This window comes from Qipengyuania thermophila, assembly GCF_004153605.1.
Classification (GTDB): domain Bacteria; phylum Pseudomonadota; class Alphaproteobacteria; order Sphingomonadales; family Sphingomonadaceae; genus Qipengyuania_B; species Qipengyuania_B thermophila.
Genome location: NZ_SDSI01000005.1, coordinates 1 through 22,547 on the forward strand (window position 1 = coordinate 1; position 22,547 = coordinate 22,547).

At 69.5% G+C, this 22,547-nt stretch carries 26 protein-coding genes; 9 read left to right on the forward strand and 17 right to left on the reverse strand.

Going from position 1 to position 22,547, the window contains the following annotated elements; all coding sequences use genetic code 11:
* Window positions 1-24 precede the first annotated feature (24 nt).
* Both ETO60_RS09470 and ETO60_RS09475 read right to left on the reverse strand, forming a co-directional pair.
* The gene (locus ETO60_RS09470; RefSeq protein WP_165362160.1) at window positions 25-426 is read right to left on the reverse strand and encodes an ion transporter; all 402 of its coding nucleotides are present in this window, start codon (window positions 424-426) and stop codon (window positions 25-27) included.
* A gap of 31 nt (window positions 427-457) precedes the next feature.
* A complete protein-coding gene (locus tag ETO60_RS09475; RefSeq protein WP_130005097.1) occupies window positions 458-1,264 on the reverse strand; it encodes a hypothetical protein in 807 nt (268 codons plus the stop codon).
* A 204-nt stretch (window positions 1,265-1,468) separates the two neighbouring features.
* Between ETO60_RS09475 and ETO60_RS09480 the strand changes: the two genes are divergently transcribed.
* Entirely contained in the window at window positions 1,469-2,314 is an 846-nt protein-coding gene (locus tag ETO60_RS09480) for a hypothetical protein (RefSeq protein WP_199798874.1), read from the forward strand.
* Here the strand turns inward: ETO60_RS09480 and apaG are convergent.
* Window positions 2,230-2,628 carry a Co2+/Mg2+ efflux protein ApaG gene (apaG, locus tag ETO60_RS09485; RefSeq protein ID WP_130005275.1) on the reverse strand — a complete coding sequence of 133 codons (399 nt, stop codon included), beginning with the start codon at window positions 2,626-2,628 and terminating at the stop codon, window positions 2,230-2,232. The two genes, ETO60_RS09480 and apaG, sit on opposite strands and share 85 nt — an antisense overlap.
* Before the next feature lie 134 nt (window positions 2,629-2,762).
* Window positions 2,763-2,987 (reverse strand): hypothetical protein, encoded by a 225-nt coding sequence (locus ETO60_RS09490; RefSeq protein ID WP_130005099.1) that lies wholly within the window; start codon window positions 2,985-2,987, stop codon window positions 2,763-2,765.
* A 210-nt stretch (window positions 2,988-3,197) separates the two neighbouring features.
* On the opposite strand from ETO60_RS09490, the gene ETO60_RS09495 reads away from it, so the two are divergent.
* Window positions 3,198-4,400, forward strand: coding sequence for a phospholipid carrier-dependent glycosyltransferase (locus ETO60_RS09495; protein WP_234026427.1), 1,203 nt, complete (start codon window positions 3,198-3,200; stop codon window positions 4,398-4,400).
* A gap of 19 nt (window positions 4,401-4,419) precedes the next feature.
* Here ETO60_RS09495 and recO read toward each other — a convergent pair whose 3' ends face one another.
* The 6 genes from recO to pgi all read right to left on the reverse strand — a co-directional run bounded on the left by recO (window position 4,420) and on the right by pgi (window position 10,055).
* Window positions 4,420-5,019: a DNA repair protein RecO gene (gene recO, locus ETO60_RS09500; protein ID WP_130005103.1), complete on the reverse strand. Its 600-nt coding sequence runs from the start codon at window positions 5,017-5,019 to the stop codon at window positions 4,420-4,422.
* A gap of 45 nt (window positions 5,020-5,064) precedes the next feature.
* The gene (locus ETO60_RS09505) at window positions 5,065-5,370 is read right to left on the reverse strand and encodes an accessory factor UbiK family protein (protein WP_130005105.1); all 306 of its coding nucleotides are present in this window, start codon (window positions 5,368-5,370) and stop codon (window positions 5,065-5,067) included.
* Between the two features lie 43 nt (window positions 5,371-5,413).
* Window positions 5,414-5,962: a TspO/MBR family protein gene (locus ETO60_RS09510; protein WP_130005107.1), complete on the reverse strand. Its 549-nt coding sequence runs from the start codon at window positions 5,960-5,962 to the stop codon at window positions 5,414-5,416.
* 91 nt (window positions 5,963-6,053) lie between these two features.
* Window positions 6,054-7,412, reverse strand: a complete 1,359-nt coding sequence (gene gorA / locus ETO60_RS09515) for a glutathione-disulfide reductase (protein WP_130005109.1) — start codon at window positions 7,410-7,412, stop codon at window positions 6,054-6,056.
* Window positions 7,413-7,487: 75 nt separating this feature from the next.
* Window positions 7,488-8,474 carry a calcium/sodium antiporter gene (locus tag ETO60_RS09520; protein ID WP_234026428.1) on the reverse strand — a complete coding sequence of 329 codons (987 nt, stop codon included), beginning with the start codon at window positions 8,472-8,474 and terminating at the stop codon, window positions 7,488-7,490.
* Window positions 8,475-8,510: 36 nt separating this feature from the next.
* Complete coding sequence (gene pgi, locus ETO60_RS09525; RefSeq protein WP_130005111.1) at window positions 8,511-10,055, reverse strand: glucose-6-phosphate isomerase; 1,545 nt, start codon at window positions 10,053-10,055, stop codon at window positions 8,511-8,513.
* 64 nt (window positions 10,056-10,119) lie between these two features.
* On the opposite strand from pgi, the gene lepB reads away from it, so the two are divergent.
* Genes lepB through era form a run of 3 tightly spaced genes read left to right on the forward strand, consistent with a single transcriptional unit; the run spans window position 10,120 to window position 12,553 of the window.
* Window positions 10,120-10,986, forward strand: a complete 867-nt coding sequence (gene lepB, locus ETO60_RS09530) for a signal peptidase I (protein ID WP_165362161.1) — start codon at window positions 10,120-10,122, stop codon at window positions 10,984-10,986.
* On the forward strand, window positions 10,983-11,654 hold the full coding sequence (gene rnc / locus ETO60_RS09535; RefSeq protein WP_130005115.1) for a ribonuclease III: 672 nt from the start codon (window positions 10,983-10,985) through the stop codon (window positions 11,652-11,654). Before lepB ends, rnc begins: the two co-directional genes overlap by 4 nt.
* Complete coding sequence (gene era, locus ETO60_RS09540; protein ID WP_130005117.1) at window positions 11,651-12,553, forward strand: GTPase Era; 903 nt, start codon at window positions 11,651-11,653, stop codon at window positions 12,551-12,553. Before rnc ends, era begins: the two co-directional genes overlap by 4 nt.
* 9 nt (window positions 12,554-12,562) lie before the next feature.
* Here the strand turns inward: era and ETO60_RS09545 are convergent, their stop codons facing one another.
* The 4 genes from ETO60_RS09545 to topA all read right to left on the reverse strand — a co-directional run bounded on the left by ETO60_RS09545 (window position 12,563) and on the right by topA (window position 16,901).
* Window positions 12,563-13,093: a hypothetical protein gene (locus ETO60_RS09545; RefSeq protein ID WP_130005119.1), complete on the reverse strand. Its 531-nt coding sequence runs from the start codon at window positions 13,091-13,093 to the stop codon at window positions 12,563-12,565.
* Between the two features lie 172 nt (window positions 13,094-13,265).
* The gene (locus ETO60_RS11500; RefSeq protein WP_315850282.1) at window positions 13,266-13,949 is read right to left on the reverse strand and encodes a response regulator; all 684 of its coding nucleotides are present in this window, start codon (window positions 13,947-13,949) and stop codon (window positions 13,266-13,268) included.
* Window positions 13,922-14,221: a hypothetical protein gene (locus tag ETO60_RS09555; protein WP_234026429.1), complete on the reverse strand. Its 300-nt coding sequence runs from the start codon at window positions 14,219-14,221 to the stop codon at window positions 13,922-13,924. The genes ETO60_RS11500 and ETO60_RS09555 overlap by 28 nt, the downstream gene beginning before the upstream one ends.
* A 76-nt stretch (window positions 14,222-14,297) precedes the next feature.
* Entirely contained in the window at window positions 14,298-16,901 is a 2,604-nt protein-coding gene (gene topA / locus ETO60_RS09560; RefSeq protein ID WP_130005121.1) for a type I DNA topoisomerase, read from the reverse strand.
* 153 nt (window positions 16,902-17,054) lie between these two features.
* Between topA and ETO60_RS09565 the strand changes: the two genes are divergently transcribed.
* Window positions 17,055-17,354, forward strand: coding sequence for a GIY-YIG nuclease family protein (locus tag ETO60_RS09565; protein ID WP_130005123.1), 300 nt, complete (start codon window positions 17,055-17,057; stop codon window positions 17,352-17,354).
* 119 nt (window positions 17,355-17,473) lie between these two features.
* On the opposite strand, the gene ETO60_RS09570 is transcribed toward ETO60_RS09565, so the two are convergent.
* From ETO60_RS09570 to plsY, 3 genes are read right to left on the reverse strand one after another with little or no spacing between them, the layout of a single operon-like run.
* Window positions 17,474-17,746, reverse strand: a complete 273-nt coding sequence (locus ETO60_RS09570; RefSeq protein ID WP_130005125.1) for a hypothetical protein — start codon at window positions 17,744-17,746, stop codon at window positions 17,474-17,476.
* Between the two features lie 32 nt (window positions 17,747-17,778).
* The gene (gene dprA, locus ETO60_RS09575) at window positions 17,779-18,870 is read right to left on the reverse strand and encodes a DNA-processing protein DprA (protein ID WP_130005127.1); all 1,092 of its coding nucleotides are present in this window, start codon (window positions 18,868-18,870) and stop codon (window positions 17,779-17,781) included.
* The gene (plsY, locus tag ETO60_RS09580; protein ID WP_130005129.1) at window positions 18,867-19,460 is read right to left on the reverse strand and encodes a glycerol-3-phosphate 1-O-acyltransferase PlsY; all 594 of its coding nucleotides are present in this window, start codon (window positions 19,458-19,460) and stop codon (window positions 18,867-18,869) included. Before plsY ends, dprA begins: the two co-directional genes overlap by 4 nt.
* A gap of 113 nt (window positions 19,461-19,573) precedes the next feature.
* On the opposite strand from plsY, the gene ETO60_RS09585 reads away from it, so the two are divergent.
* The 3 genes from ETO60_RS09585 to hemA all read left to right on the forward strand — a co-directional run bounded on the left by ETO60_RS09585 (window position 19,574) and on the right by hemA (window position 22,463).
* Window positions 19,574-20,299, forward strand: a complete 726-nt coding sequence (locus ETO60_RS09585) for a LuxR C-terminal-related transcriptional regulator (RefSeq protein WP_130005131.1) — start codon at window positions 19,574-19,576, stop codon at window positions 20,297-20,299.
* 33 nt (window positions 20,300-20,332) lie between these two features.
* On the forward strand, window positions 20,333-21,124 hold the full coding sequence (gene murI, locus ETO60_RS09590) for a glutamate racemase (RefSeq protein ID WP_130005133.1): 792 nt from the start codon (window positions 20,333-20,335) through the stop codon (window positions 21,122-21,124).
* A 118-nt stretch (window positions 21,125-21,242) separates the two neighbouring features.
* The gene (gene hemA, locus ETO60_RS09595; RefSeq protein ID WP_130005135.1) at window positions 21,243-22,463 is read left to right on the forward strand and encodes a 5-aminolevulinate synthase; all 1,221 of its coding nucleotides are present in this window, start codon (window positions 21,243-21,245) and stop codon (window positions 22,461-22,463) included.
* Window positions 22,464-22,547 lie beyond the last annotated feature (84 nt).

Genomic DNA, 22,547 nt, shown 5'->3' on the forward strand with positions numbered 1-22,547 from the left:
GGCCTCCGGCAATCCCGGGGCGGTTCATTCAAAGGCTTTCGAGTATCTGCCAATCTTAGCGAGCCGTAACATCCTCAAAACTCTCACAAGCCGCAAGACCATCACGGTTGGGGTAACGAACGGCAGCAGCGTTGCAATGACAACAATCAAGTCGAGAATTGTGGCGGGCCGGAGAGCATAGCGCATCCGCGTCTCCCCGCCTTCGGGTGCACACCAAATCCTTGCAATGTATTCGGCTGCAAACAATAAGCCGAATATAAGCTCAAGGATGCGAACTTCAGCGTTATACGGCCCAGAAACTGTTTCTTCTGTTTCAAGGATTGCGACAGCAGTGGAAACGAATATCAGAGCCACAATGCTCAAGCTCAGGCGCGATAGCTTTCCGACCGGGTTCAACGCATGGTATAGCTTTGCGCGGATGGGCATCTTTTTCGTGCCTAACGACTGACAATTCGAGCTATCGCAGTTCCTCGATTGTTCGACTGATCCGAACCATCGCAGGCTGGTTTTCGCCCTCATCAAACTCGAACAAGACGGGCTTTCCGGTGTCCTTGAACACCTTGATACCGTCCGAAAATGGCTCAAACATGATGATTTTGTTCAGCGGTATTGTGACCGTCTTGTTGGGCGCTACCCAGAGCAGCCGCTTGTTGGTCGCGCACAAGAAGCCGCTGCCGAAAGAGTGGTGATAGGCCTCGGTTTTCCGTGCGACCTGCGCTGATCCTGCACGATAATACACACCCTTCATGATCTTGATCCGCGCAGTTGGTCCGGCGTAAGCAATACGAGTGGTGCGCTGGCGCTCCTCGTAAGCGGTCGCTTGTATGCCGTGGACGCACCACTCGCCCCGTTTCAGCAGCAGTGGCGCCTCCACAGGGTCAAGCGGGGTGTTCCAAGCGGCGAATTGCAAGCGCGCAGCATCAAGCTTGCCTTGCGTGACAGGGTCTAGGGGCGGATTTCCATAGCGATCCATGGCCGCCGACAATTTCGCCTCCTCGTCCGGCGACAGAAGGCCGTCATCAAGCACTGCATCAGTGACTGCCGTAATCTTGGCAAAGCAGTGGGCGTCCCATTCAGTCTCGCCCAGTTCTTTCGGCACGTTTGCTCGAAGTTCAGAAAGAACAGCATCCGCCGAAAATTGGGCACGCGCCTCATGCTCGGAGATAATGCGGCGAGCAGTCTCGATGTTGGCGCGTTGCGCAGATGCGCGCTCACGAGCGGCTTTGCCGGTCAACTGATCCGCCGCCTTCTTCAGCCAACTCACAAGTGCCCCCCAGTCATTTGCCAGATCTGACGACGCCGTTTCCGTCGGCGTGCCGAATGTGTCACGGGTTACTTTCGGAACGAACCCGATAGCGGCGCTTCGACCTTTTCATAATAGCCTTATGTTTAAACGCCATATGTGGTGTGCAACGGAGCAACAAACGATTTTCCTACTGTCCCGCTTTGTGCAATCTGCCTGCGGGTCATGGCCCGCTCCTCCCCTCCATCGCGCCCCGCCCGCTCGCGCGCCGCGGACACTCCTGCCGCGGACGCCGGCGACCGGGCCGCGCAGACGGTCCTGCCGGGCAAGGGCGACGGGGCGGCGGGTGCGCTCACCTGCACGCGCAAACTCCGCCGGCAGGCGACCTCGCGCACCGCCTGGCGCGGGGCGGCGCCGGGAGAGGATGATCCGCTGCTGGAGTTTGCGCCGTATCTCCACCCGCGCCCGCGGCTGAACTCGATCACGCCCGAGCGGCAGCGCGCCTTCGTCGCCCATCTCGCCGCGACCGGCATCGTCAGCCAGGCGGCGCGGCACATCGGCAAGTCGATGGAGGCGCTCTACAAGCTGCGCGCCCGGCCGGGGGCGGAAGGCTTCGCGGCGGCGTGGGACGCGGCGCTGGAGCGGGGCGTGCAGCGGCTGGAGGACTGCGCCCTCGAACGCGCGCTGAGGGGCACGCCGACGCCGATCGTCGGGCCGGGCGGGGTCGTGGGCTGGTGGGACAAGCCGGACAACGCGCTGCTGCGCTTCCTGCTGCAGCACAGGCTGCCGGAACGCTACGGGGTGCAGAACTTGAAGCCCGGCCATCCGGTCTATGACAGCATCGCCGCCGAGGCGGTGGCGGCGTGGGAGAAGGCGCAGGCGATCGACGAGGAGGCGCTCTACGCCAGCATCGACGCCAAGCTCGACGCGCTGAGGCGGGAGCCGCCAGGCGCGGGGACGGGTCCGGGGACGGGCGCGGGCGCGGTTCAGGACGCGGTGGCCGGCGCCGACAGCGGGAAGAAGGGGATGCGCACCTCGAGCGGCGCGCCGTCCTCGTCCTCGAAGCCGTAGAACCCTTCCATCGACCCGTGCGGGGTTGCCAGCGGACAGCCGGAGACATAGTCGTGGGTCGCGCCCGGCGAGAGCACCGGCTGCTCGCCCACCACGCCCGCGCCGTCGACATGCGCCACCCGCCCGCGCCCGTCGGTGATGCGCCAGTGCCGGGTGCGCAGCTGCACGGCCCGGTCGGAGTGGTTCTCAATGCGGATGTGGTAGGTCCAGAACCACGTCCCCGCTTCCGGCTCGGACTGTTCGGCGAGGTAGGCGACCGCGACGCGCACGGTGATGCCGTGGGTCGTGGCGGCGTGCTGGAAAAAAGCGTCCATCATGGCGCGGGGTCTAGCACGGCGCGGGCGGCGGCCAAACCCTGCACGCCCCGAGCGGGTGGCCCGGTGCGGCGGGCAGCGAAAAGGGCGGCGCCGCAGCCGGCACCGCCCTTCGCGTCAGAACCGGACGTGGCTCAGCGGCTGACCGGACGATCGTCGTCGTTCTCGATCAGCAGCAGCACGCCGATGGCGATGCCGGCGATGGCGGCGATGATGAACGCCGGGGCGATGCCTTCGCCGCCGAGTTCGCTGGCGCCCGCGACGGGGGCCGTGATCCGGGCGTTGGCGCTCTGCGCCGCGACCGGAGCCGCAACCAGCGCGGTGGCCGCCGCGGCCAGGGCGATGGTGTTCTTCTTCATACCTGCACTCCTTGCACGTTTATGCTTCAACCCCACAAGCAGCGGTCGACCCGTATGTTCCCGATGAGATGTCAAAGCGTTCCTTCCGGCCGACCGGCGGCGGTTGCCCCGGCACCGATGTGCTTCTAAGGCGCCCGCCACATGACACGGCCGCAGACGACACTACGCGATCCGCTTGGGTGGTCAATCGCGATAACCTTTGCGTTCGGGATGCTGGTATTTTGGCAACTGTCGATCCCGCACAAGCTTTACTTCGACGAGATCCATTACATCCCCGCCGCCCGCGCGCTCCTCTACGAAGGACGGCTCGTCAACCCCGAGCACCCGCTGCTGGGCAAGCTGATCCTTGCGGCCAGCCTCCAGCTTCTCGGCGACGGGCCGGCGGGCTGGCGCGTGCCGGGGGCGCTGGCGGGCACGTGGACGCTGTTCGCCGCGATGCGGGCGCTGTGGTTCGCGAGCTGCCGCCGCTTTGCCACCCTCGCCTACGGCGTGCTGCTCGCAACCGGGTTCATGCTGTTCGTCCAGAGCCGCATCGCCATGCTGGACAGCTTCATGCTGGCCTTCCTCGCCACGGCGGTGTGGCAGGCGGCGGCCGCGTGCCGGGAGCCGGAAACGGGCCGCTGGCGTCTGGCGCTGACGGGCGTGATGCTGGGCCTTGCCCTCGGCGCCAAGTGGAACGCCGCGCCGCTCCTGCCGGTGTTCGGCCTCGCCTTCCTCGCCGCCCGCCTCGCCGCCGGACGGCGCCGCCTGCTGACCAGCCGCCGGGGCTGGCCGGTGCCGGGCGTGTCGCTGCTGGAGGCGGCGCTGTGGCTCGGCGTGGTGCCGCTGCTCGTCTACGCGGCGACCTTTCTCCCCGGATACGGGCTGCGCGACGGGATCGGCACCGACCTGCTCTCGCACAATCTGTGGATGGCCGAGCTGCAGTCGTCGGTGGTGACGGCGCACACCTATCAGAGCAGCCTGTCGCAGTGGGTGCTCAACACGCGCCCGATCTGGTACCTGTTCGAGGAGGTGGACGGCGCCTGGCGCGGCATCGTCATGCTGGGCAACCCGTTCACCGCGCTGGCCGGGCTGCCGGCGCTCGCCTGGTGCGCGTGGCGGGGCGTGCGCCGCCGCGACATGGCCGCGCTGGGCGTGGTGGTGCTCTACACGGTCAGCGTCGGCTTCTGGCTCGTCGCCGACAAGCCGATCCAGTTCTTCTACCACTACCTCGTGCCGCAGCTGACGCTGCTGGCGGCGCTGGCGCTGGCGGCCGACGCGCTGTGGCAAAGGCGCCGCTGGCGCGCGGCGGCGCTCGCAATCCCCCTCGCCAGCGCCCTGCTGTTCGCCTGGTTCTTCCCGATCTTGGGCGCCCGGCCGCTTGCCGAGGTGACCACCTACGAGCGGTGGATGTGGCTCGACAGCTGGCGCTGAACCGCCCGGCTCTCCAGCATCAGACCGTCCGCCCGAGCCGCTCCTCGAGCAAGCCGCGCAGCGCCAGCACCGCCTCGCCGCGGTCGTGGAGCAGATAGCGCCCGACCGCGCGCCGCTGCGCCGTGAACAGCGCGACACGTCCGGCGTGGTCCTCCGGCACCGGCAGCCGCGCCTCGCCATAGCCCAGATCGCGCAGCAGCAGGCGCTCGTAGGCGATCAGCGCGGTCACCCACTGCCGGGCCGAGGGCGCCGCTTCAACCGCCCTGATGACCCCGTCGAGCGCATCGAACAGGGCCGGATAGGCGCTGCGCTCGGGCAGGGCCGACGCGGCAAGCGCCGTGACCCACGCCAGCGCCGCGGCCGGCAGCGGCTGACTCGCGACCGGCGCCCGGCTGGTCGCCAGCTCGAGCCGCAGCGACGGCATCTGGCTGTCCGCGCGGGCGCTGATGTCGACCATGACGCCGTTGCCAGGGATCAGCACCGGCCGCAGAGTGCGGCCGCGACCGCCGGGAACATAGCCGGCCACCACGCCGAACCCGCGGGTCAGCAGCCGGGCGATGCTGCCGCTCTCGCCATGGGCGCGGACGCCGAGCACGATCGCCTCGTCGCGCAGGCGCATGATCAGCGCCGCCGGCGCACGCGCTTCGCGCGGTGGGGGATCGGGTCAGTCCGCGGCCGGCGCAGGGCCGCCGCCCGGACCGCCGTCCGACGCACCGCCGGGTGCAGCTGCCCGCTCCGCCTCGAGCGCCGCCACCCGCGCCCCCAGCCGTTCGGCCTCCTCGCGGGCGCGCGCGGCCATGGCTTTCACCGCCTCGAACTCGTCACGGCTCACGAAGTCCAGCCCGCCCAGCGACTCGCGCAGCTTCTCGCGCGCGCTGTCGCGCGCCTCGCGGGTCATTCCGGCAAAGGTGCCCGCAGCGCCGGTGGCGAGCTTCACGAAATCGGCGATCAGTCGGTTCTCGCTTTGCATGGCGGCGATGTGGCGGTGCGCGGAAGGTTTGTCCAGAGCGGCCTCAGAGCGCGACCCGCTGGAACGGCGACACCGTCCGTCCGCCGTCGGCATCGGGGTTGAGCTGCAGGAACTGCCAGTTCAGCACGGTCGCGAACAGCACCCAGGCAAGGTAGGGGAGCATCAGCAGTCCGGCGCTGCGCCGCACCCGGAAGAACACGATCGTGGTGGCAAGGACCGCCACGTCGAGCGCGAGCAGCAGGATCAGCGCCGCGTTGATCTGGTAGGCGCCGAAGAACAGCGGCGTCCAGGCCAGGTTGAGGAGCAGCTGCACGACGAACAGGCCCAGCGCGAGCCGCCGCTGCCGCGCGCCGCGCGCGGTGAGGACCAGCGCGAGCGCCACCCCCATCAGGGCGTAGAGGATGGTCCACACGATGCCGAAGGTCGCCGGCGGCGGATAGATCGCCGGCTTCTCCAGCGAGGCGAACCACGGGCTGTCCGCGCTGCCGAGCTGCCCGGACAGGAAGCCGAGACCGACGATGACCGGAACCGTGAGGATGGCCCAGCGCCACGCGTCGCGGCGGTGCTGTCCGTTGGCTGCAAGCATGCTCATGCGTCTCTCTCCCCCTGCGCGGCGCCGCGCCGATCGGCGGCTGCGTTCACCGGCGGACGGGGTGCGCCGTCCCCCTTCCGGCCTGTCAACGTCAGCGCATCAGCACCAGTTCCTCCGCCATTGTCGGATGCAGCGCCACCGTGGCGTCGAAATCGGCCTTCGTCAGCCCGGCCTTGACCGCCACGGCCGCGGCCTGAAGAATCTCCGGCGCGTCCGGGCCGATCATGTGCAGGCCGAGGATCCGCCCGCTGGTCCCGTCGCACACCATCTTGTAGAGGCTGCGCTCGTTGCGGCCGGCGATGACGTTCTTCATCGGGCGGAAATCCGACTGGTAGACCTTGACCCCGCCATAGGCGTTGCGCGCCTCGCCTTCGGTCATCCCGACGCTGGCGAGCGGCGGGTGGCTGAACACGGCGCTGGGAATGCAGTCGTAGTCGACGCTGGACGGTTGATCGCCGAACACCGTGTCGGCGAATGCCTGTCCCTCGCGGATGGCGACGGGGGTGAGCTGCACCCGGTCGGTGACGTCGCCGACGGCGTAGATCCAGTCCGTGGCCGTGCGCGAGAAGCGGTCCACCGGAATGGCGCCGCGTTCGCCGAGGGTGACGCCCTGCGCCTCCAGACCCAGACCGCCGCTGTTGGGAAGGCGTCCGGTGGCGAACAGGACGCAGTCCGCCTCGAGATCGTCATGCCCCGTCATGCTCACGCGCAGCGCCCCGCCGTCGCTGCGCGCGATGCCGCGGAACGAGGCGTTGAAGCGGAAGTCGATGCCCTTGAGCAGGCTGATCTGGAGCAGGCGGTCCCGCAGCGCCTCGTCATAGCCGCGCAGGATCGTCTCGCCGCGGTTCATGATCGTCACCTTGGCGCCCAGCGCGTTGAAGATCCCGGCGAATTCGTTGGCGATGTAGCCGCCGCCGGCGATCAGCACCCGTTCCGGAACGGCGTCGAGGTGGAACGCCTCGTTGCTGGTGATGCCAAGTTCGGCGCCGGGGCAGTCGGGCACGAACGGGCGGGCGCCGGTGGCGACGAGCACGATGCGCGCCGTGACGGTGCGCCCGCTGGCGAGCGTGATCTCGTGCGGGCCGGTGATCGTCGCCCGCTCGTCGAAGATGGTGACCTTGTTATTCTCCAGCGTCTGGCGGTAGAGACCGTTCAGCCGGTCCACGTCGGCCAGCACCGCATCGCGCAGGGCGATCCAGTCGAAGCGGCGTTCGCCCACGGTCCAGCCGAAGCGCGCCGCGTCGTGCAGATCCTCGGCGAAGTGCGCGCCGTAGACGAGCATCTTTTTGGGCACGCAGCCGCGGATGACGCAGGTGCCGCCGACGCGGTGTTCCTCGGCCACGGCAACGCGCGCGCCGTGCGCCGCCGCGACCCGGCTGGCGCGCACCCCGCCCGACCCGGCGCCGATGGTGAACAGGTCGTAGTCGTACTGCGTGTCGGCGGCGGCCATGCAATGCCCTTCCTGCTGTGTGGCTGCCCCGCCTCTAGGGGCTGCGGGCGGGCGCGCCAAGCGGGGGCGCCGCGGTCACAGCCGCACCAGCCCGGCGGTGAAGGCGATGTAGGAGGCGTAGGCGAGCACCAGCACGCCGCCCTCGATCCGCGACAGGCGCTTGCCCGTCCAGGCGAGCACCATGATGCCCAGCGACACCGCCACCAGCAGCGGCAGATCGAACGCCACCATGCTGCGCGGCACGGGTCCGGGCGCGACCAGGCCGGTGACGCCGCCGATGAACAGGATGTTGTAGATGTTGGAGCCGAGCACGTTGCCGAGCGCGATCTCCCCCTGCCGGCGCAGCGCCGCGATGGCCGAGGTGACGAGTTCGGGCAGCGACGTGCCGATCGCCACCACGGTCAGGCCGATCACCTCCTGCGTCACGCCGAGGGCGGCGGCGATCTGCACCGCCCCCTCGACCAGCAGGGCGCCGCCCCCCACCACCAGCGCCAGCCCGCCGACGAACAGCGCCAGCGCGACGAGGAGATTGCCGCCGCCCGGGTCCGGGACGACAAGGCCGGGATCCGCCTCGCGCGCCGCCGCCGCCTTGTCGTAGGCGGCCGAATGGGCAAAGCCGCGCTTCTCCTGCAGGTAGGCAAAGACGATGTAGCCGCCGAGCAGCACGACGAACATCCCGCCGGCCAGCTGGTTCAGCCCGGCGGTCCAGCCCCACGCCAGCAGCAGCATCGCGGCTGCGGCGCCGACGCCGCCGTCGCGCCACAGCACGCCGCGCGGCACCAGCACCGGTGCCAGGAGCGCCGCCACGCCGAGGATCAGCAGCGTGTTGGCCATGTTCGAGCCGATGATGTTGCCAAGTGCGATGCCCGGCGCGCCGATCCGCGCGGCCTGGATGCTGGTGACCAGCTCGGGCGTCGACGTGCCCAGCCCGACGATGGTGAGGCCGATCAGCATTGGCGACAGGCCGAGCCGGGTTGCGATCCGCACCGCCCCGCGCACCAGCAGCTCGCCGCCCACGATGAGCAGCACCAGCCCGCCAAGCAGCATTGCGCCCTGGATCAACACTCCGCGCCCCCCGTGTCCTTCCGGCCCGCCGGATCAGTCCAGCCCCGCCGCCTCCAGCAGCATGCGGGTGCCCGCGTCAAGCGGCTCGCCGCCGCCCTTGTCCATGGCGGTGGCGATGCGCTTGCCAAGCTCCACCCCGAACTGGTCGAACGGGTTGATCTGCATCAGCACCGCGTTGCAGAAGGTGCGGTGCTCGTGAAAGGCGATCAGCGCGCCGAGCGTGGCCGCGTCGATGTCGTCGCACAGGATCGTGGCCGAGGGCCGGTCGCCGGGATAGGCGCGCGCCGGATCCTCGCCCTTGGCCCCGGCCATCAGCGCGGCGCCCTGCGCAAGGCAGTTCTGCAGCAGGATGCGGTGGTGCGCCGGATCAAGCGCGTCGCCCGGCGCCACCGCGGCGATGAAGTCCACCGGGGCGAGCTGCGTGCCCTGGTGGAGCAGCTGGAACACGGCGTGCTGCGCGTCCGTGCCCAGCCCGCCCCACGTCACCGGCGCGGTCGGCCCGTCCACCGGCTGCTGGTCAAAAGTCACGCCCTTGCCGTTCGACTCCATCTCGAGCTGCTGCAGATAGGCCGGAAACAGCGCCAGCCGTTCGTCATAGGCGAAGACGGCGCGTGTCTGACACCCGCGCACGCGGGTGTAATACTGGTCGGCGAATGCGGCGCGCAGCGGAAGGTTGGCGCGTCCCTCGGTGTCGCGGAAATGCTCGTCCACCGCCCGCGCGCCGGCGAGCAGGGCCGTGAACGCCTCCCACCCGGCCGCCAGCGCCACCGGAAAGCCGATCGACGACCACAGCGAATAGCGTCCGCCGACGCTGGCGGGGAACGGCAGCACGCGGGTCTCGTCGACGCCGAAGGCGACCGCCTTGTCGGGGTCGGCGGTGAGCGCGATCACCCGGCCATAGGGGTCCGCCACCCCGCTCTCCTCGAGCCAGCGCAGCGCGCTGCGCGCATTGGTCATGGTCTCGATGGTGGTGAAGGTCTTGGACGCCACCGCGATCAGCGTCGTCGCCGGGTCGCAGGCGCCGAAGGCCCGCTCCAGCGCCAGCCCGTCGATGTTGCTGACCACGTGCGTGTTCACCAGCGCCCCGTCCGTGGTCAGCGCCCCGATCGCCAGCGCCGGTCCCAGGGCCGAGCCACCGATGCCGATGTGGATGAGGTGCCGCACCTCGCCAAGCGCGCCGCCATGCACCGCCTCCACCAGCAGCCGCATGCGTTCGCGCAGCGCCTCGGCCTCCTCGACGTCGGCCGCCGCGCCGATGCCGCGCTGGGCGATGTGGGTGGCGGCGCGGTTCTCGGTGACGTTGACCCGCTCCCCGTCGAGCAGCGCCGCGCGGCGCGACGCAAAGCCGCACGCCTCGGCAAGCCGCTCGAACGCGGCAAGCAGCGCGTCGTCGAGATGGGTCTTGGACCAGTCGCACAACAGGCCGCCGGCCGTCCCGTGGCCCGCGTCGCCTTCGCCCCACGCGATCCGTCCCGACAGGCGTGTCGCCCGCTCAGGGTCGCTGGCGAACAGCGCGTCGAGGGTGCGCCGTTCCACCCGCCGCACCGCTTCCCACGCCGTCAGAACCGCCTCGCTCATTGCAAATCCCTTTATCGTCGCCGAAGGGGCGGTTAGGGCGTCGGGCGATGAATGGAAAGGCCCTGTGCTGCACGACGCGCGCCCGGTGACCGGCTGGCAGAGCCGCCGGCGCGATGCGCCCGCGTCCGCGCCCCGCCGCCGGCGCGCGGCCGTGGCGGGCGGATCGGGGTACACGCTGTTTCTCGCCGTGCTGCTGCTCGCCGTGCTGTTGCTGCGCACGCTGGTGGTCGCACCCTTCTCCATCCCCTCGGAGTCGATGATGCCGGGCCTGCTGCGCGGCGATGTGCTGCTGGCGGCGAAATGGCCCTATGGCTGGTCGCGCCACTCCTTCGCCCTTCCCGTGCCGCTGCCGCTGCCCGACGGGCAGATCGCCGCCGCCACGCCGCGACGGGGCGACGTGGTGATCTTCCGCCACCCGGTCGAGCGGGCGGACTACATCAAGCGCGCCGTCGCCATCCCCGGCGACGCGATCGCGCTCGTGAACGGCGTCCCGGTGCTGAACGGCCGGCCGCTGGAGCAGCGCCCGCTGCCTGACCTGCGCCTGCCGGCGGACCCGCGCACCGGCTGCGCCGCGGCTGTCGGCGCCTTCACCGACGCGGCAGGACCGGCCTGCATCTACCGACAGGCGCTGGAACGCACGCCGGAGGGGCGGGAGTATCGGGTGTTCGACAGCGGCACCCGGCCCGCCGACAGCCATGGGCCGCTCGTGGTGCCCGAGGGCATGGTGTTCGTGCTGGGCGACAACCGCGACAACTCGCTCGACAGCCGCTTCCCCGCGGTGGCAGACGGGGGCACGGGGCTGGTCGCGCAGGACCGGCTGATTGCGCGCGCCGGCCTCGTCGTGTTCTCGTCCGACGGCACGGCCCGCTGGGACGCGCCCCTGACGTGGCTGACCGCCGTGCGCTGGCGGCGGATCGGAACCGTCCTGTGAGCGCGCTCGGCCAAGCCACGCTGGACTGGCTGCGCGAAAGCGGCTTCGCCGTGCGCGACGAGGCGCTGTGGCGGCGCGCCCTCACCCATGGCAGCACGGGAGAGCGGGACACCTACGAACGGCTCGAATTCCTCGGCGACCGGGTTCTGGGCCTTGCCACCGCCGCCTGGCTTTACGCCCATGACGGCGCTGCCGAAGGCCGCCTGTCGCAGCGGCAGAACGCGCTCGTCAGCCGCGAGACCTGTGCCGCCGTGGCCCGGCGGATCGGAGTTCCGGCGCATCTGCGCCTCGGCACGCAGGCGCGCGACGACGGCGGCCGCGACAGCGACAACATCCTTGGCGACGTGATGGAGGCACTGCTCGGGGCGCAGTTCGTCGAGGAGGGGTTCGAGGGCAGCGCGGCGCTGGTCCACCGCCTGTGGGGCGAGCTGCTCGCCGGCGCGGCGGGTCAGGGCAAGCACCCCAAGAGCGCGCTGCAGGAGTGGGCCGCCGCCGCCCGCCGCCGCCCGCCCGAATACAGCGTGATCGGGCGCGAAGGCCCGGACCACGCCGCCCGCTTCACCGTGCGCGTCGCGGTCCACAATGTCGGCGAGGCGCAGGCCACCGCCCCCAGCAAGCAGGAGGCCGAGAAGGAGGCCGCCCGCCTGTTTATGGAGAAATACGGATGAACACGGAACCGACGCGCTGCGGCGTGGTGGCGGTGCTGGGCGCGCCGAACGCGGGCAAGTCGACGCTGGTGAACCAGCTCGTCGGGCAGAAGGTGGCCATCACCAGCGCCAAGGCGCAGACCACGCGCGCGCGGATGCTGGGCATCGCGCTTCACGGCGCGACGCAGATGATCCTGGTCGACACACCCGGCATCTTCGCGCCGCGCCGGCGGCTCGACCGGGCGATGGTCAATGCGGCGTGGGAGGGGGCGCAGGCCGCGGATGCGCTGCTGCTGCTGGTCGATCCGGTGAAGCAGCGGCGCCACGAGCTCGATCCCCTGCTCGAACGGCTGGCGCAGCGCACCGAGCGCCGGATCCTCGTGCTGAACAAGGTCGATGCGGCGAAGAAGGAGCCGCTGCTCGGCCTTGCCGGCGAGCTGACCGGGAAGGTCGATTTCGCCGAGGTGTTCTTCGTCTCCGCCCTTACCGGCGACGGGGTGCCGGAGATGAAGGCCGCGCTGGCCGCGATGATGCCCGAAGGCTTCTGGCACTATCCCGAGGACCAGGTGTCCGACGCGTCCGAGCGGCTTCTGGCCGCCGAGATCACCCGCGAGCAGCTCTACCGCCAGCTGCACGAGGAGCTGCCCTACGACAGCGCCGTGCGGCCGGAGAAGTACGTCCAGCGTCGCGACGGCAGCGTGGAGATCCACCAGCAGATCGTGGTCGGCCGCGACACGCAGCGGGCGATCGTGCTCGGCAAGGGTGGCGCGCGCATCAAGGCGATCGGCGAGGCGGCGAGGCGCGAGCTGACAGAGCTGCTGGGGCAGAAGGTCCACCTCTTCCTGCACGTGAAGGTGGAGGAAAACTGGGCCGAGAACCGCGAATTCTACGAGGAGATCGGGCTGGACTGGACGCGGTGAGGGTTCACCTCATGCCCCGTGATCACGGTAAACGATATGCGAGTTAAATGATGCTGCCAAGGCTGCAGTGCACAGATTAGCTAATCTAGTATTCACCTTATCAAGCTCAGTAGCTGTCACTCGGTAAGTTCCTCTTTCAATCCCTTGCGGATTGCTGTCTTTCCTCTTGATCCAATGCAATTCGAGAACACTTTTCTCTTGCTGTCCATACGGCCAGAATGAATGTGACAAGCAGTTTCTGTGCCATAGCAGCTGCAGAGAATCAGTGACTATTTTGTCGAGGTTAGGTGAGGACAGGTTCCTTGCCTTGTAAGCATTGATGATTAGCGCACGCCACTGCAAAACAGTATCTCTGCCGCCAAGCGGAAAGCGCTTTTGATCAACGATTTCTGCGCTGAAAGGCCATGTTCTTAGCGCCATCACGTCGCTTGTCATGATGCCTTCGATGCGCGCCCACCACGATATCACGGCACCAGTTAGATATATGAAATCTGAGTTAGTGTTGCCAGGAATGACCCCTCGCAGTTGCTGCGGCTCCAAGGTTTGTTCCTAGTCGAGTGCAGTCAGGCGAGACATGCAGCGCGGGTATAGCAATCTCAAGCCTTATCCTAGACAATTGATGAAGCGGTGAAAGCTCGTTCGCCTTTCCGTCAGCCGCTTGCAGCGGCTGCCGCCTCCCCGCTTGCGACTGCGTCGAGAGCGAGGAGGATCATCAGCTCGCCAACCCCTCCAGCTTCGCCTTCAGCTGCGCCTCGTCGAACGGCTTGAGCACATAGTCGTCCGCGCCCGCGGCGATGCCGTCGTGAATGTCCCTGGCCGCGCCCTTGGAGGTGCAGAACACCACCACCGGCGCACGGCTTGCCGGCAGCGCCCGCAGGCGGGTGACGAATTCGATGCCGCTCATCACCGGCATCTGCCAGTCGGTCAGCACCAGATGAGGCATCGCCACCTGACAACGCGACAGCGCCTCCTCGCCGTTCTCGGCCTCGGTGACGCGGTAGCCCAGCCCTTCCGCGATGCGGCGTGCGACCTTGCGCACCACGCGCGAGTCGTCGACGATCAGGCAATGGCGCGGCTCGGCCGGCCGGGCCGCCGACGCGCGTGACGCCTTGGCGGCTGCCACCTGCGCCGCAACCGGATCGTCGGCCACCGGGGTGAGCGCGGCCGGCGGTGCGGGCGGCGCCGCCGCGCGCCGCATTGCCGTGCCGTCGCCCGGCGAGAGCGCCCTTTCCGCGTCCTGAGGGCCGGCGGGCTCCGCATCGCCGGCCGAGCCCTGCGCCTCCGCGCGCCGCTGGTGCAGCAGGCGGTCTGCCAGCGAGCCGCCGTCGGCTCCGGCCGTCCCGGCAGGGCCGCGCCCACCGCGCTTGATCAACCCGTGTATGGCACGCTCTCCCATTCGGCTTCGGCGTCCGCAGCCGCGGGCGTCGCCAGCGCCGCAGGCGCCGGGGTCAGGGCTTCCGCCTCGCCCGGGGTCATCCGCACATGCAGATAAGGCACCCAGACATCACCGTATTCGGCCTTCTGGTACCACAGGTCGAGCACGTCGTAGGAAGCCCAGAAGCCGTTCGCCTCGCGCAGCCGCAGCCCTTCGCCGATGCGCGGGAGCGCCGCGAAGCGGAGGCGTTGCTGGCTCTGCAGCGTCTCGTTCTGGATTTCGACTTCGATCACCGTCCGGCTCGCCTGTTGCCTGCCGCAGCGAGGCTAGCGGGCAAGGGTTGCCGAATTGCAAACGCCCCGCGCTCGGTCAGCTCTGCGCCGGCGCCTTGCGGCCTGTCGCCGGCTTGCGCGGCTGGGCGGCCGCCGCCTTGCGTGGTTTGGCCGCCGCCTTGCCCGCGGCGGCGCGGGCGGGCTTGCGGCGGCCACCCTTCTTCGCCGGCGCCGCCGCCGCGCGCGCGTCGATGAGCGCGATCGCCTGCGCCGCCTCCAGCTCCTCGGGCTTTACACCTTTGGGAATAGTGGCGTTGATCGTTCCGTCGGTGACATAGGGGCCGTAGCGGCCCGGCAGCACCCTAATCTCGCCCCCGGACGTCGGGTGTTCGCCCAGCGTCTTGATCGGTTCGAGCGGAGCGCGCGCGCCGCGTCCGCCCCGCCCGGCCGCCGCCTCGGCCAGCAGGGTGACGGCCGCGTTCATGCCGGTGTCGAACACGTCCTGCGTGCTGGCAAGCTTCGCATACTTGCCATCGTGTTTCAGATAGGGGCCGTAGCGCCCGATGCTCGCCTCGATGTCCAGCCCGGTTTCGGGATGCACGCCGACGATCCGCGGCAGGGCGAGCAGCTTCAGCGCCCATTCGAGATCGAGTTCGCCGATGTCGCGCGGAATGCTCGCGCGCTTTGCGTCCTTGCCCTCGCCCAGCTGGACATACGGGCCGAACCGGCCGGTCTTGCGCGTCACCGGAAGGCCCGTATCCGGATCGTTGCCGAGCACCTCGTCCTCGCCCGCGGCGGCCGCGTCCCCGCCGCCCTGCGCGAAGCGGCGGGAATAGGAGCACTCCGGATAGTTGGCACAGGCGATGAAGGCGCCGAACTTGCCTCCGCGCAGGGACAGCCGCCCGCCCTCGCGCCCTTCGGCAAGGCACTTGGGGCACGCGCGCGGATCGCCGCCATCCTCGCGCGGGGGGAACAGGTAGTCGCCGAGGTACTCGTCCAGCGCCGCCGTCACCTCCGACGGCTGCTGCCCCATCACCTCGTCGGTCTTGGGCTTGAAGTCGCGCCAGAACTTGGCGAGCAGCGCCTTCCACTCCTCGCGCCCGCCGGACACCTCGTCCAGCTCGTCCTCCATCCCGGCGGTGAAGTCGTAGGCGACGTAACGGGGGAAGAACCGCTCGAGAAATGCCGTGAGGAGACGACCCGATTCTTCGGCAAAGAAACGGTTTTTCTCTACCCGGACATACTCCCGGTCGCGCAGGGTCTGGATCGTGGAGGCGTAGGTCGACGGGCGGCCGATGCCCAGCTCCTCCAGCCGCTTGACCAGCGACGCTTCGGAAAAGCGCGGCGGCGGCTGGGTGAAGTGCTGCGTCGCCTCGACACCGTTCTTGTGCGGACAATCGCCCTGCCGCAGCACCGGCAGCAGCCCGTCGTCCTCCCCTTCCGCGTCATCCAGCCCTTCCTGATACACAGCCAGGAAGCCGGGGAACTTCACCACCTGTCCCGTCGCGCGCAGGGCGTGCTGGCCGGTGGGATCGCGCAGGGTCACGGTCGTGCGTTCCAGTTGCGCCGCTTCCATCTGGCTCGCCACGGCCCGCTTGAAGATGAGGTCGTAGAGCTTGGCCTCGTCGCCCGTTCCAGCCCGGTCGCGGGCGAAGTCGGTCGGGCGGATCCCCTCGTGCGCTTCCTGCGCGTTCTTGGCCTTGCTGGTGTAGTGGCGCGGCTTGTCCGGCAGATACGCCGCGGAATACCGATCGGCGATGGCCTTGCGGCACGCGCTGATCGCGCCCGCGTCCATCTGCACCCCGTCCGTCCGCATGTAGGTGATCGCGCCCCCCTCATACAGCGACTGAGCCAGCCGCATGGTGTGCGCGGCGGAGAAGCCGAGCTTGCGCGCCGCTTCCTGCTGCAGGGTCGAGGTGGTGAACGGCGGCGCGGGATTGCGGCGCACCGGCCTGGTCTCGACCTCCTCCACGGTGAAGCGGCTTTCCTCAACCGCCTGCTTGGCCGCCAGTGCGCTGCCCTCGTCGCCCAGCGTCAGCTTGTCGAGTTTCTTCCCATTCCGTTGCACCAGCCGGGCGGCGAACTCGGTCCCGTCCTGCACCATCGTGGCGACCACGGACCAGTATTCCTGCGGCCGGAACGCCTCGATCTCGCGCTCGCGCTCGACGATGAGGCGCAGGGCCACCGACTGCACCCTTCCGGCCGACTTCGCGCCGGGGAGCTTGCGCCACAACACCGGCGACAGGGTGAAGCCGAACAGGTAGTCGAGCGCGCGGCGCGCCAGATAGGCGTCGATCAGGTCATGGTCGAGATCGCGCGGCCGTGCCATCGCCTCGGTCACGGCCTGTCTGGTGATGGCGTTGAAGGTGACGCGCTGCACCTCTTTGGGCACCGCCTTGCGCTTCTTCAGGATGTCGAGCACGTGCCAGCTGATCGCCTCCCCCTCCCGGTCAGGGTCGGTGGCGAGAATCAGCCGGTCCGCCCCCTTCGCCGCATCGGCGATCGCCTTGACCTGCGCCTTCTTGCGCGGATCGGCGTAGATCTCCCAGTCCATCGCGAACTCCTCGTCCGGGCGGACGCTGCCATCCCTAGGCGGCAGGTCGCGCACATGGCCGTAGGAGGCGAGAACCTTCGTGTCCTTGCCGAGGTACTTCTCGATGGTCTTGGCCTTGGCCGGGGATTCGACGATGACGAGTTGCATGGTGGTGCGAGGGAGCGCCTTACGTGTGTGTATGCGCGCGAGGGTGGGGAGCGGGGAGAGGGGGCGTCAAGGGGTTGGTTAGTGTTTTGGCTTATCAAACTAGCCGTCACCCCGGACTTGATCCGGGGTGACGCTTCTTGAGTTTACGCGCAAATGGATCGAGCAAAACGCGGCGGCTGGGTCTACATCATGGCCGACCGCTACCGCGGCACGATGTACGTCGGAATAACTGCCAATCTGGCGACGCGCGTGACACAGCACCGGCAGGGAAACGGTTCCGAGTTCTGCAAACGCTACAACCTGCGCCGCCTCGTCTGGGCGGATCACTGTGACACTATCGAAGATGCTATTGCCCACGAGAAGCGCCTGAAACGCTGGCAGCGGGCGTGGAAATTCGACCTGATCGAACAAGCCAACCCCGAGTGGTGCGACTTGTTCGACCCACTGGTATGACCAAGAAGCGGGACCCCGGATCAAGTCCGGGGTGACGGATGAGGCCGGAGTTCTGCTGATGCAGATCCTGGCTGTCGCTGAGACGGCCAGTAGGTGACGAGCACCCCATGATGTTTGCTCTAGAACAAGACGAGGTAGGCGACCGCCAGCCACACCGAAATCGGCACAAATCGATCCGCTAAGTCTCGCCAGCCATTCTCATGCAACTGTTCCTGTCGCGTGAGGCAGGCCACCGCGGACGGCAACATGAACGCCGACAGAACCAAAGCAGCGAGTAATGCGAGAAGCGCCAAGCCGGGCCATTCACCGATAACTTCGGGATCAGCTTCTCTCGGCAGCAGAAAGGCGAGGCAGAGCAAGGCCGTGAGCGCGCTAATTAGAACGGCTGTCACTTGCTCGCTCTTTGTGCGCCGTCCCGAAACACTCACAACAAACTCACCCGCCCCCCGGCATGCCGCTCCAGCCTTCCCGCAACCTCCAGTTCCAGCAAGGCCAGCTGCACCGCCGCCGCTCCCGCCCCCGATTGCCGCACCAGTTCGTCCACCGCCACCGGCGCGCCTGACAGCAGGCGCTCCACATCCGCGGGTTCTGCCTCCGCCCACTCCTCCGGCGCGGCGTCGAACCCCGTTCCCGCCATCTCCCGCACCGACGACCGCGGCGCGCCGTCGAAGCCGCTGAGCAGTTCCACCACGTCCGCCACCGACTGCACCAGCACCGCGCCGTCGCGGATCAGCTGGTTGCAGCCGGCCGAACGGCCGTCCAGCGGCGAGCCGGGGATCGCCATCACCTCGCGCCCGAACTCGCCGGCGAGGCGCGCGGTGATCAGCGAACCGGACTGCGGCGCGGCCTCCACCACCAGCGTGCCGGACGACAGGCCGGCGATGATGCGGTTGCGGCTGGGGAACTGGCTGCCGCGCGGCTCGGTCCCCGGCGGCTGTTCGGCGATCAGCAGCCCCTCGGCCGCGATCCGCTCCTGCAACTCGCCATGCTGCGGCGGGTAGGCGATGTCGATGCCGCTGGCGATGACGCCCACGGTGCGCGGCAGCGCGCCCTCATGCGCCGCCCCGTCGATCCCGCGGGCGAGGCCGGAGACGATCGTGAACCCCTCCCCGGCCAGTCCGCTCGCAAAATCGCGCGCCAGCTTCACCGCCGCCGCGCTGCAATTGCGCGCCCCGACGATGGCGACGCAGGGCGCGTCCGCGAGCGCCAGATCGCCGCGATAGGTGATGATCGGCGGGGCGCTGTCGACCTCGGCCAGCAGGCGGGGGTAGTCCGGCTGGTCGTGGAACAGGTATTTCGCGCCCGCCCGCCGGATGGCGGCGACCTCCGCCTCGATCTGTTCGGGCGGCGCGGCGCGGTAGGGCTGCCCGCCGCGCCCGCCGATCTCCGGCAGCGCCTCCAGCGCCGCTTCCGCCGTGCCAAAGCGCGCGAGGAGCTGGCGGAAGGAGATGGGGCCGATGCGGGGCGAGCGCAGCAGCGTGAGACGGGCGAACGCCTCCGCCTGGGTCAGCGTCACTTGCCCGCGCCCACCTTCGGTTCCTCGCCGCGCATCAGCCGGGCGATGTTGGCGCGGTGGAGCAGGATCACGATCACCGCGATGGCGGCCAGCACCGGCACCAGGTCCCACCGTGCCAGCACGGCCGCCGCCGCCGGCGCGGCGATCACCGCCAGCATGCCGGCCACGCTGGAGATGCGGAAAACGGCCAGCGCGCCCAGCCAGGCGAGCGCATAGGCCACCCCCACCGGCAGGGCGAGGCCGAAGCACACCCCCGCCGTCGTCGCCACCCCCTTGCCGCCCTTGAAGCCGAGCCACACCGGAAAGCAATGGCCCAGCACCGCGCCCAGCGCGGCGAACCCGGCCGCGTCGGGGAACAGCCGCCAGGCCAGCCACACGGCCGCAAATCCCTTCAGCCCGTCGAGCAGCAGGGTCGCCGCCGCCAGCCCCTTGTTGCCCGTGCGCAGGACGTTGGTGGCGCCGATGTTCCCGCTGCCGATGGCGCGCACATCGCCCAGCCCCGCCAGCCGCGTCAGGATCAGGCCGAAAGGGATCGAGCCGAGCGCATAGCCGAGCAGCGCCGCGAGCAGCCAGTCGAGGGAGGTCGTCATCTCCTCACCCTTAGAGCAACAGGGCACCGCCCGGCCAGCGGCAACTGCCGCCGCAATGGAGGTACCAGCCGACCGCCGCTCACCGCGGCGTGCCGCGCGCTTACAGCAGGCGCGTGCCGTCACCGTCACCCGACGCCGCGCGGGCCGCCGCCCGCCTGACCGCGAAGGAGCGCGAATGCCTCCGCCGCTGGCGGGATCACGCGACCGCCAAGGAGATCGCCCTTGATCTCGGCATCTCGCATCACGCGGTGGAAAAGCGGCTCAAATCGGCGCGGCAGAAGCTGGGGGTCGCCACCTCGCTCGAGGCGGCGCGGCTGCTCGCCGAGGCCGAAGGGTATGGCCGGACCGCCTCCGGTCCGCCGGAGCTGGCGGCAACTGGCGAACAGGACGACCCTGCGCAGACCGGCACCGGCGCGGGGCGGCCGTCCCTGCCCGCCCGCCGGCCCCTCTGGATCGCAGGAGCCTTGATCATGATCGCTCTCACCCTCGCCGCGCTGGCCGTCGCCACCGCCGATGCTCCGGCTCCGCCGGCGCGCGGCCCGGAAATCGTCACCATCGACCGGCGCACCGCCGCGCCCGGCGACGTCAACGCCGCCCTCGACCGGGTGTTCGACCGCCTCGACCGCGACGGGTCCGGCATGCTTGATTCCGGCGAGATCGGCGGCGCGCACCTGAGGCTTGTCCGCGTGGCCGGGCCGGACGCAGCCCCGCCGACGGCCGAAAGCGGCCTCGCCGCCCTCGACGCGGACGGCGACGGGCGGATCTCGCGGGAGGAGTTCCGGCGCGGCCTGCCCCTCCTCGGCGCCCGGGCGGCGGGCGGGAGCACACCGGCGCGTTGACGGCGCGCACGGGAGCGGGCAGGCACCGCTCCCGTGAACCCCGCCGCGCCCATCCTCATTCTCGATTCCGGCGTCGGCGGCCTCACCATCCACGATGCGCTGCGCGCGGTGCTGCCGGAGGCGCCGGTCCTCTATGCCGCGGATTTCGCCGGGCTGCCCTATGGCGACAAGTCCGAAGCGGAGATCGCCGCGCGGGTGTGCGGCCTTCTCGGCCGGATGAGCGAGCGCTTTCAGCCGCGCCTCGCCTGCATCGCCTGCAACACCGCCTCGACCATCGCGCTGTCGATGGTCCGCGACGTGCTGGCCATTCCGGTTGTCGGCACCGTCCCGGCCATCAAGCCGGCCGCCGCGGCATCGCGCAGCGGGGTCGTGGGGCTGCTCGGCACGGCCGCCACCATCCGCCAGCCCTATGTCGACCGGCTGCACGCCGAACACGGCCGCGGCACGCTGCTGCTCCGCCACGCCGCTCCCGAGCTGGTGCTGGCGGCCGAGGCGTCGCTGCGCGGCGAGGCGGTGCCGCAGGACACGGTCGCCGCCGCGGTTGCCAGACTGCGGGCTCAGCCGGGCGGCGCGCACATGGACACCGTGGTTCTGGCCTGCACGCATTTCCCCCTGCTGTCGGGCGCGTTGCAGGCGGCGCTCGGCCCGGAGGTGCGCTTCGTCGACGGGGCGGCGGGCATCGCGCGCCGGATCGCCGACCTGACCCGCGGCCAGCCCTTCGCCGCCGCCCCGCCGCGCTTCGTTGCCACCGGCGACGCGGCGACGCTGGCCCGCTACGCCCCGGCCCTGTCGGCCCGGGGGTTCGCGCCGCCGGCGCTGTTCTGATCCCCCGCCGCTGCGAGTCGTTCGCAAACATCGTCGTGGCGTTCGCACGGTGAAGGCATTATCTGCACAAAGGTCAAGCGCAGGGTCGCAGGCGACCGGCGCAGCGGCGGGACAATGCGTGAATTACGAGCAGATCTTCGACAAGGCGATCGACCGGCTGCATGCCGAGGGGCGCTACCGCGTCTTCATCGACATCCTGCGCAACAAGGGCGCCTACCCCAACGCGCGCTGCTTCGCCGGGCACAACGGGCCCAAGCCGATCACCGTGTGGTGCTCCAACGACTATCTCGCCATGGGGCAGCATCCCAAGGTCATCGCCGCCATGGAGGAGGCGCTGCACGACGTCGGCGCCGGATCGGGCGGCACCCGCAACATCGGCGGCAACACCCATTACCACGTCGAACTGGAACGCGAGCTTGCCGACCTGCACGGCAAGCAGGCCGCGCTGCTGTTCACGTCCGGCTACGTCTCGAACGAGGCGACGCTGTCCACCCTCGCCAAGCTGCTGCCCGGCTGCATCGTCTTCTCGGACGAGCTGAACCATGCCAGCATGATCGCGGGCATCCGCAACGCCGGCTGCGAGAAGCGGGTGTTCCGCCACAACGACCTCGACCATCTCGAACAGCTGCTGGCCGAAGCCGATCCGGCCGCCGCCAAGCTGATCGCCTTCGAAAGCGTGTATTCGATGGACGGGGACGTCGCGCCGATCCACGCCATCTGCGACCTCGCGGAAAAGCACAACGCGCTGACCTACATCGACGAGGTGCACGCGGTCGGCATGTATGGCGACCATGGCGGCGGCATCACCGAACGCGACGGCGCCGCGCACCGGGTCGACATCATCGAGGGCACGTTGGGCAAGGCGTTCGGGGTGATGGGCGGCTACATCGCGGCCGACACGCGGATCGTGGACTGCATCCGCTCCTACGCGCCCGGCTTCATCTTCACCACCTCGCTGTCGCCGGTGCTGGCCGCCGGCGTCCTGGCGAGCGTGCGCCATCTCAAGCAGTCGAGCGCGGAACGCGATGCGCAGCAGGCGAACGCCGCCACGCTCAAGCGGCTGATGCGGGCCGCCGGGCTGCCCGTGATGCCGTCGACGACGCACATCGTGCCGCTGATGGTGGGCGACCCGGTGCGGGCCAAGCGGATCAGCGACATCCTGCTGGCCGAATACGGCGTCTATGTTCAGCCGATCAACTTCCCCACCGTGCCGCGCGGCACCGAACGGCTCCGCTTCACGCCCGGTCCGGCGCATGACGAGACGATGATGCGCGATCTCGTCGCGGCGCTGACGGAAATCTGGGACCGGCTGGGTCTGGGACTCAGACAGGCTGCCTGAGGCGGCTCCGGCGACAGGGCGACGCAGGGGGACCATCGCGCCGCTAAGTGCGGCAACCGCGCATCGCGTGCCCCGGGCAGGCGG

Bases quoted from the DNA above. Each gene is read 5' to 3' on its own strand.
- apaG (WP_130005275.1), bottom strand. From the start codon at position 2,628: ATGGACGCTTTTTTCCAGCACGCCGCCACGACCCACGGCATCACCGTG.
- ETO60_RS09495 (WP_234026427.1), top strand. From the start codon at position 3,198: ATGCTGGTATTTTGGCAACTGTCGATCCCGCACAAGCTTTACTTCGAC.
- ETO60_RS09505 (WP_130005105.1), bottom strand. From the start codon at position 5,370: ATGCAAAGCGAGAACCGACTGATCGCCGATTTCGTGAAGCTCGCCACC.
- plsY (WP_130005129.1), bottom strand. From the start codon at position 19,460: ATGACGACCTCCCTCGACTGGCTGCTCGCGGCGCTGCTCGGCTATGCG.
- ETO60_RS11500 (WP_315850282.1), bottom strand. From the start codon at position 13,949: ATGGGAGAGCGTGCCATACACGGGTTGATCAAGCGCGGTGGGCGCGGC.
- recO (WP_130005103.1), bottom strand. From the start codon at position 5,019: ATGCGCCTGCGCGACGAGGCGATCGTGCTCGGCGTCCGCGCCCATGGC.
- ETO60_RS09480 (WP_199798874.1), top strand. From the start codon at position 1,469: ATGGCCCGCTCCTCCCCTCCATCGCGCCCCGCCCGCTCGCGCGCCGCG.
- ETO60_RS09470 (WP_165362160.1), bottom strand. From the start codon at position 426: ATGCCCATCCGCGCAAAGCTATACCATGCGTTGAACCCGGTCGGAAAG.
- pgi (WP_130005111.1), bottom strand. From the start codon at position 10,055: ATGAGCGAGGCGGTTCTGACGGCGTGGGAAGCGGTGCGGCGGGTGGAA.
- ETO60_RS09510 (WP_130005107.1), bottom strand. From the start codon at position 5,962: ATGAGCATGCTTGCAGCCAACGGACAGCACCGCCGCGACGCGTGGCGC.
- era (WP_130005117.1), top strand. From the start codon at position 11,651: ATGAACACGGAACCGACGCGCTGCGGCGTGGTGGCGGTGCTGGGCGCG.
- topA (WP_130005121.1), bottom strand. From the start codon at position 16,901: ATGCAACTCGTCATCGTCGAATCCCCGGCCAAGGCCAAGACCATCGAG.
- ETO60_RS09565 (WP_130005123.1), top strand. From the start codon at position 17,055: ATGGATCGAGCAAAACGCGGCGGCTGGGTCTACATCATGGCCGACCGC.
- gorA (WP_130005109.1), bottom strand. From the start codon at position 7,412: ATGGCCGCCGCCGACACGCAGTACGACTACGACCTGTTCACCATCGGC.
- ETO60_RS09490 (WP_130005099.1), bottom strand. From the start codon at position 2,987: ATGAAGAAGAACACCATCGCCCTGGCCGCGGCGGCCACCGCGCTGGTT.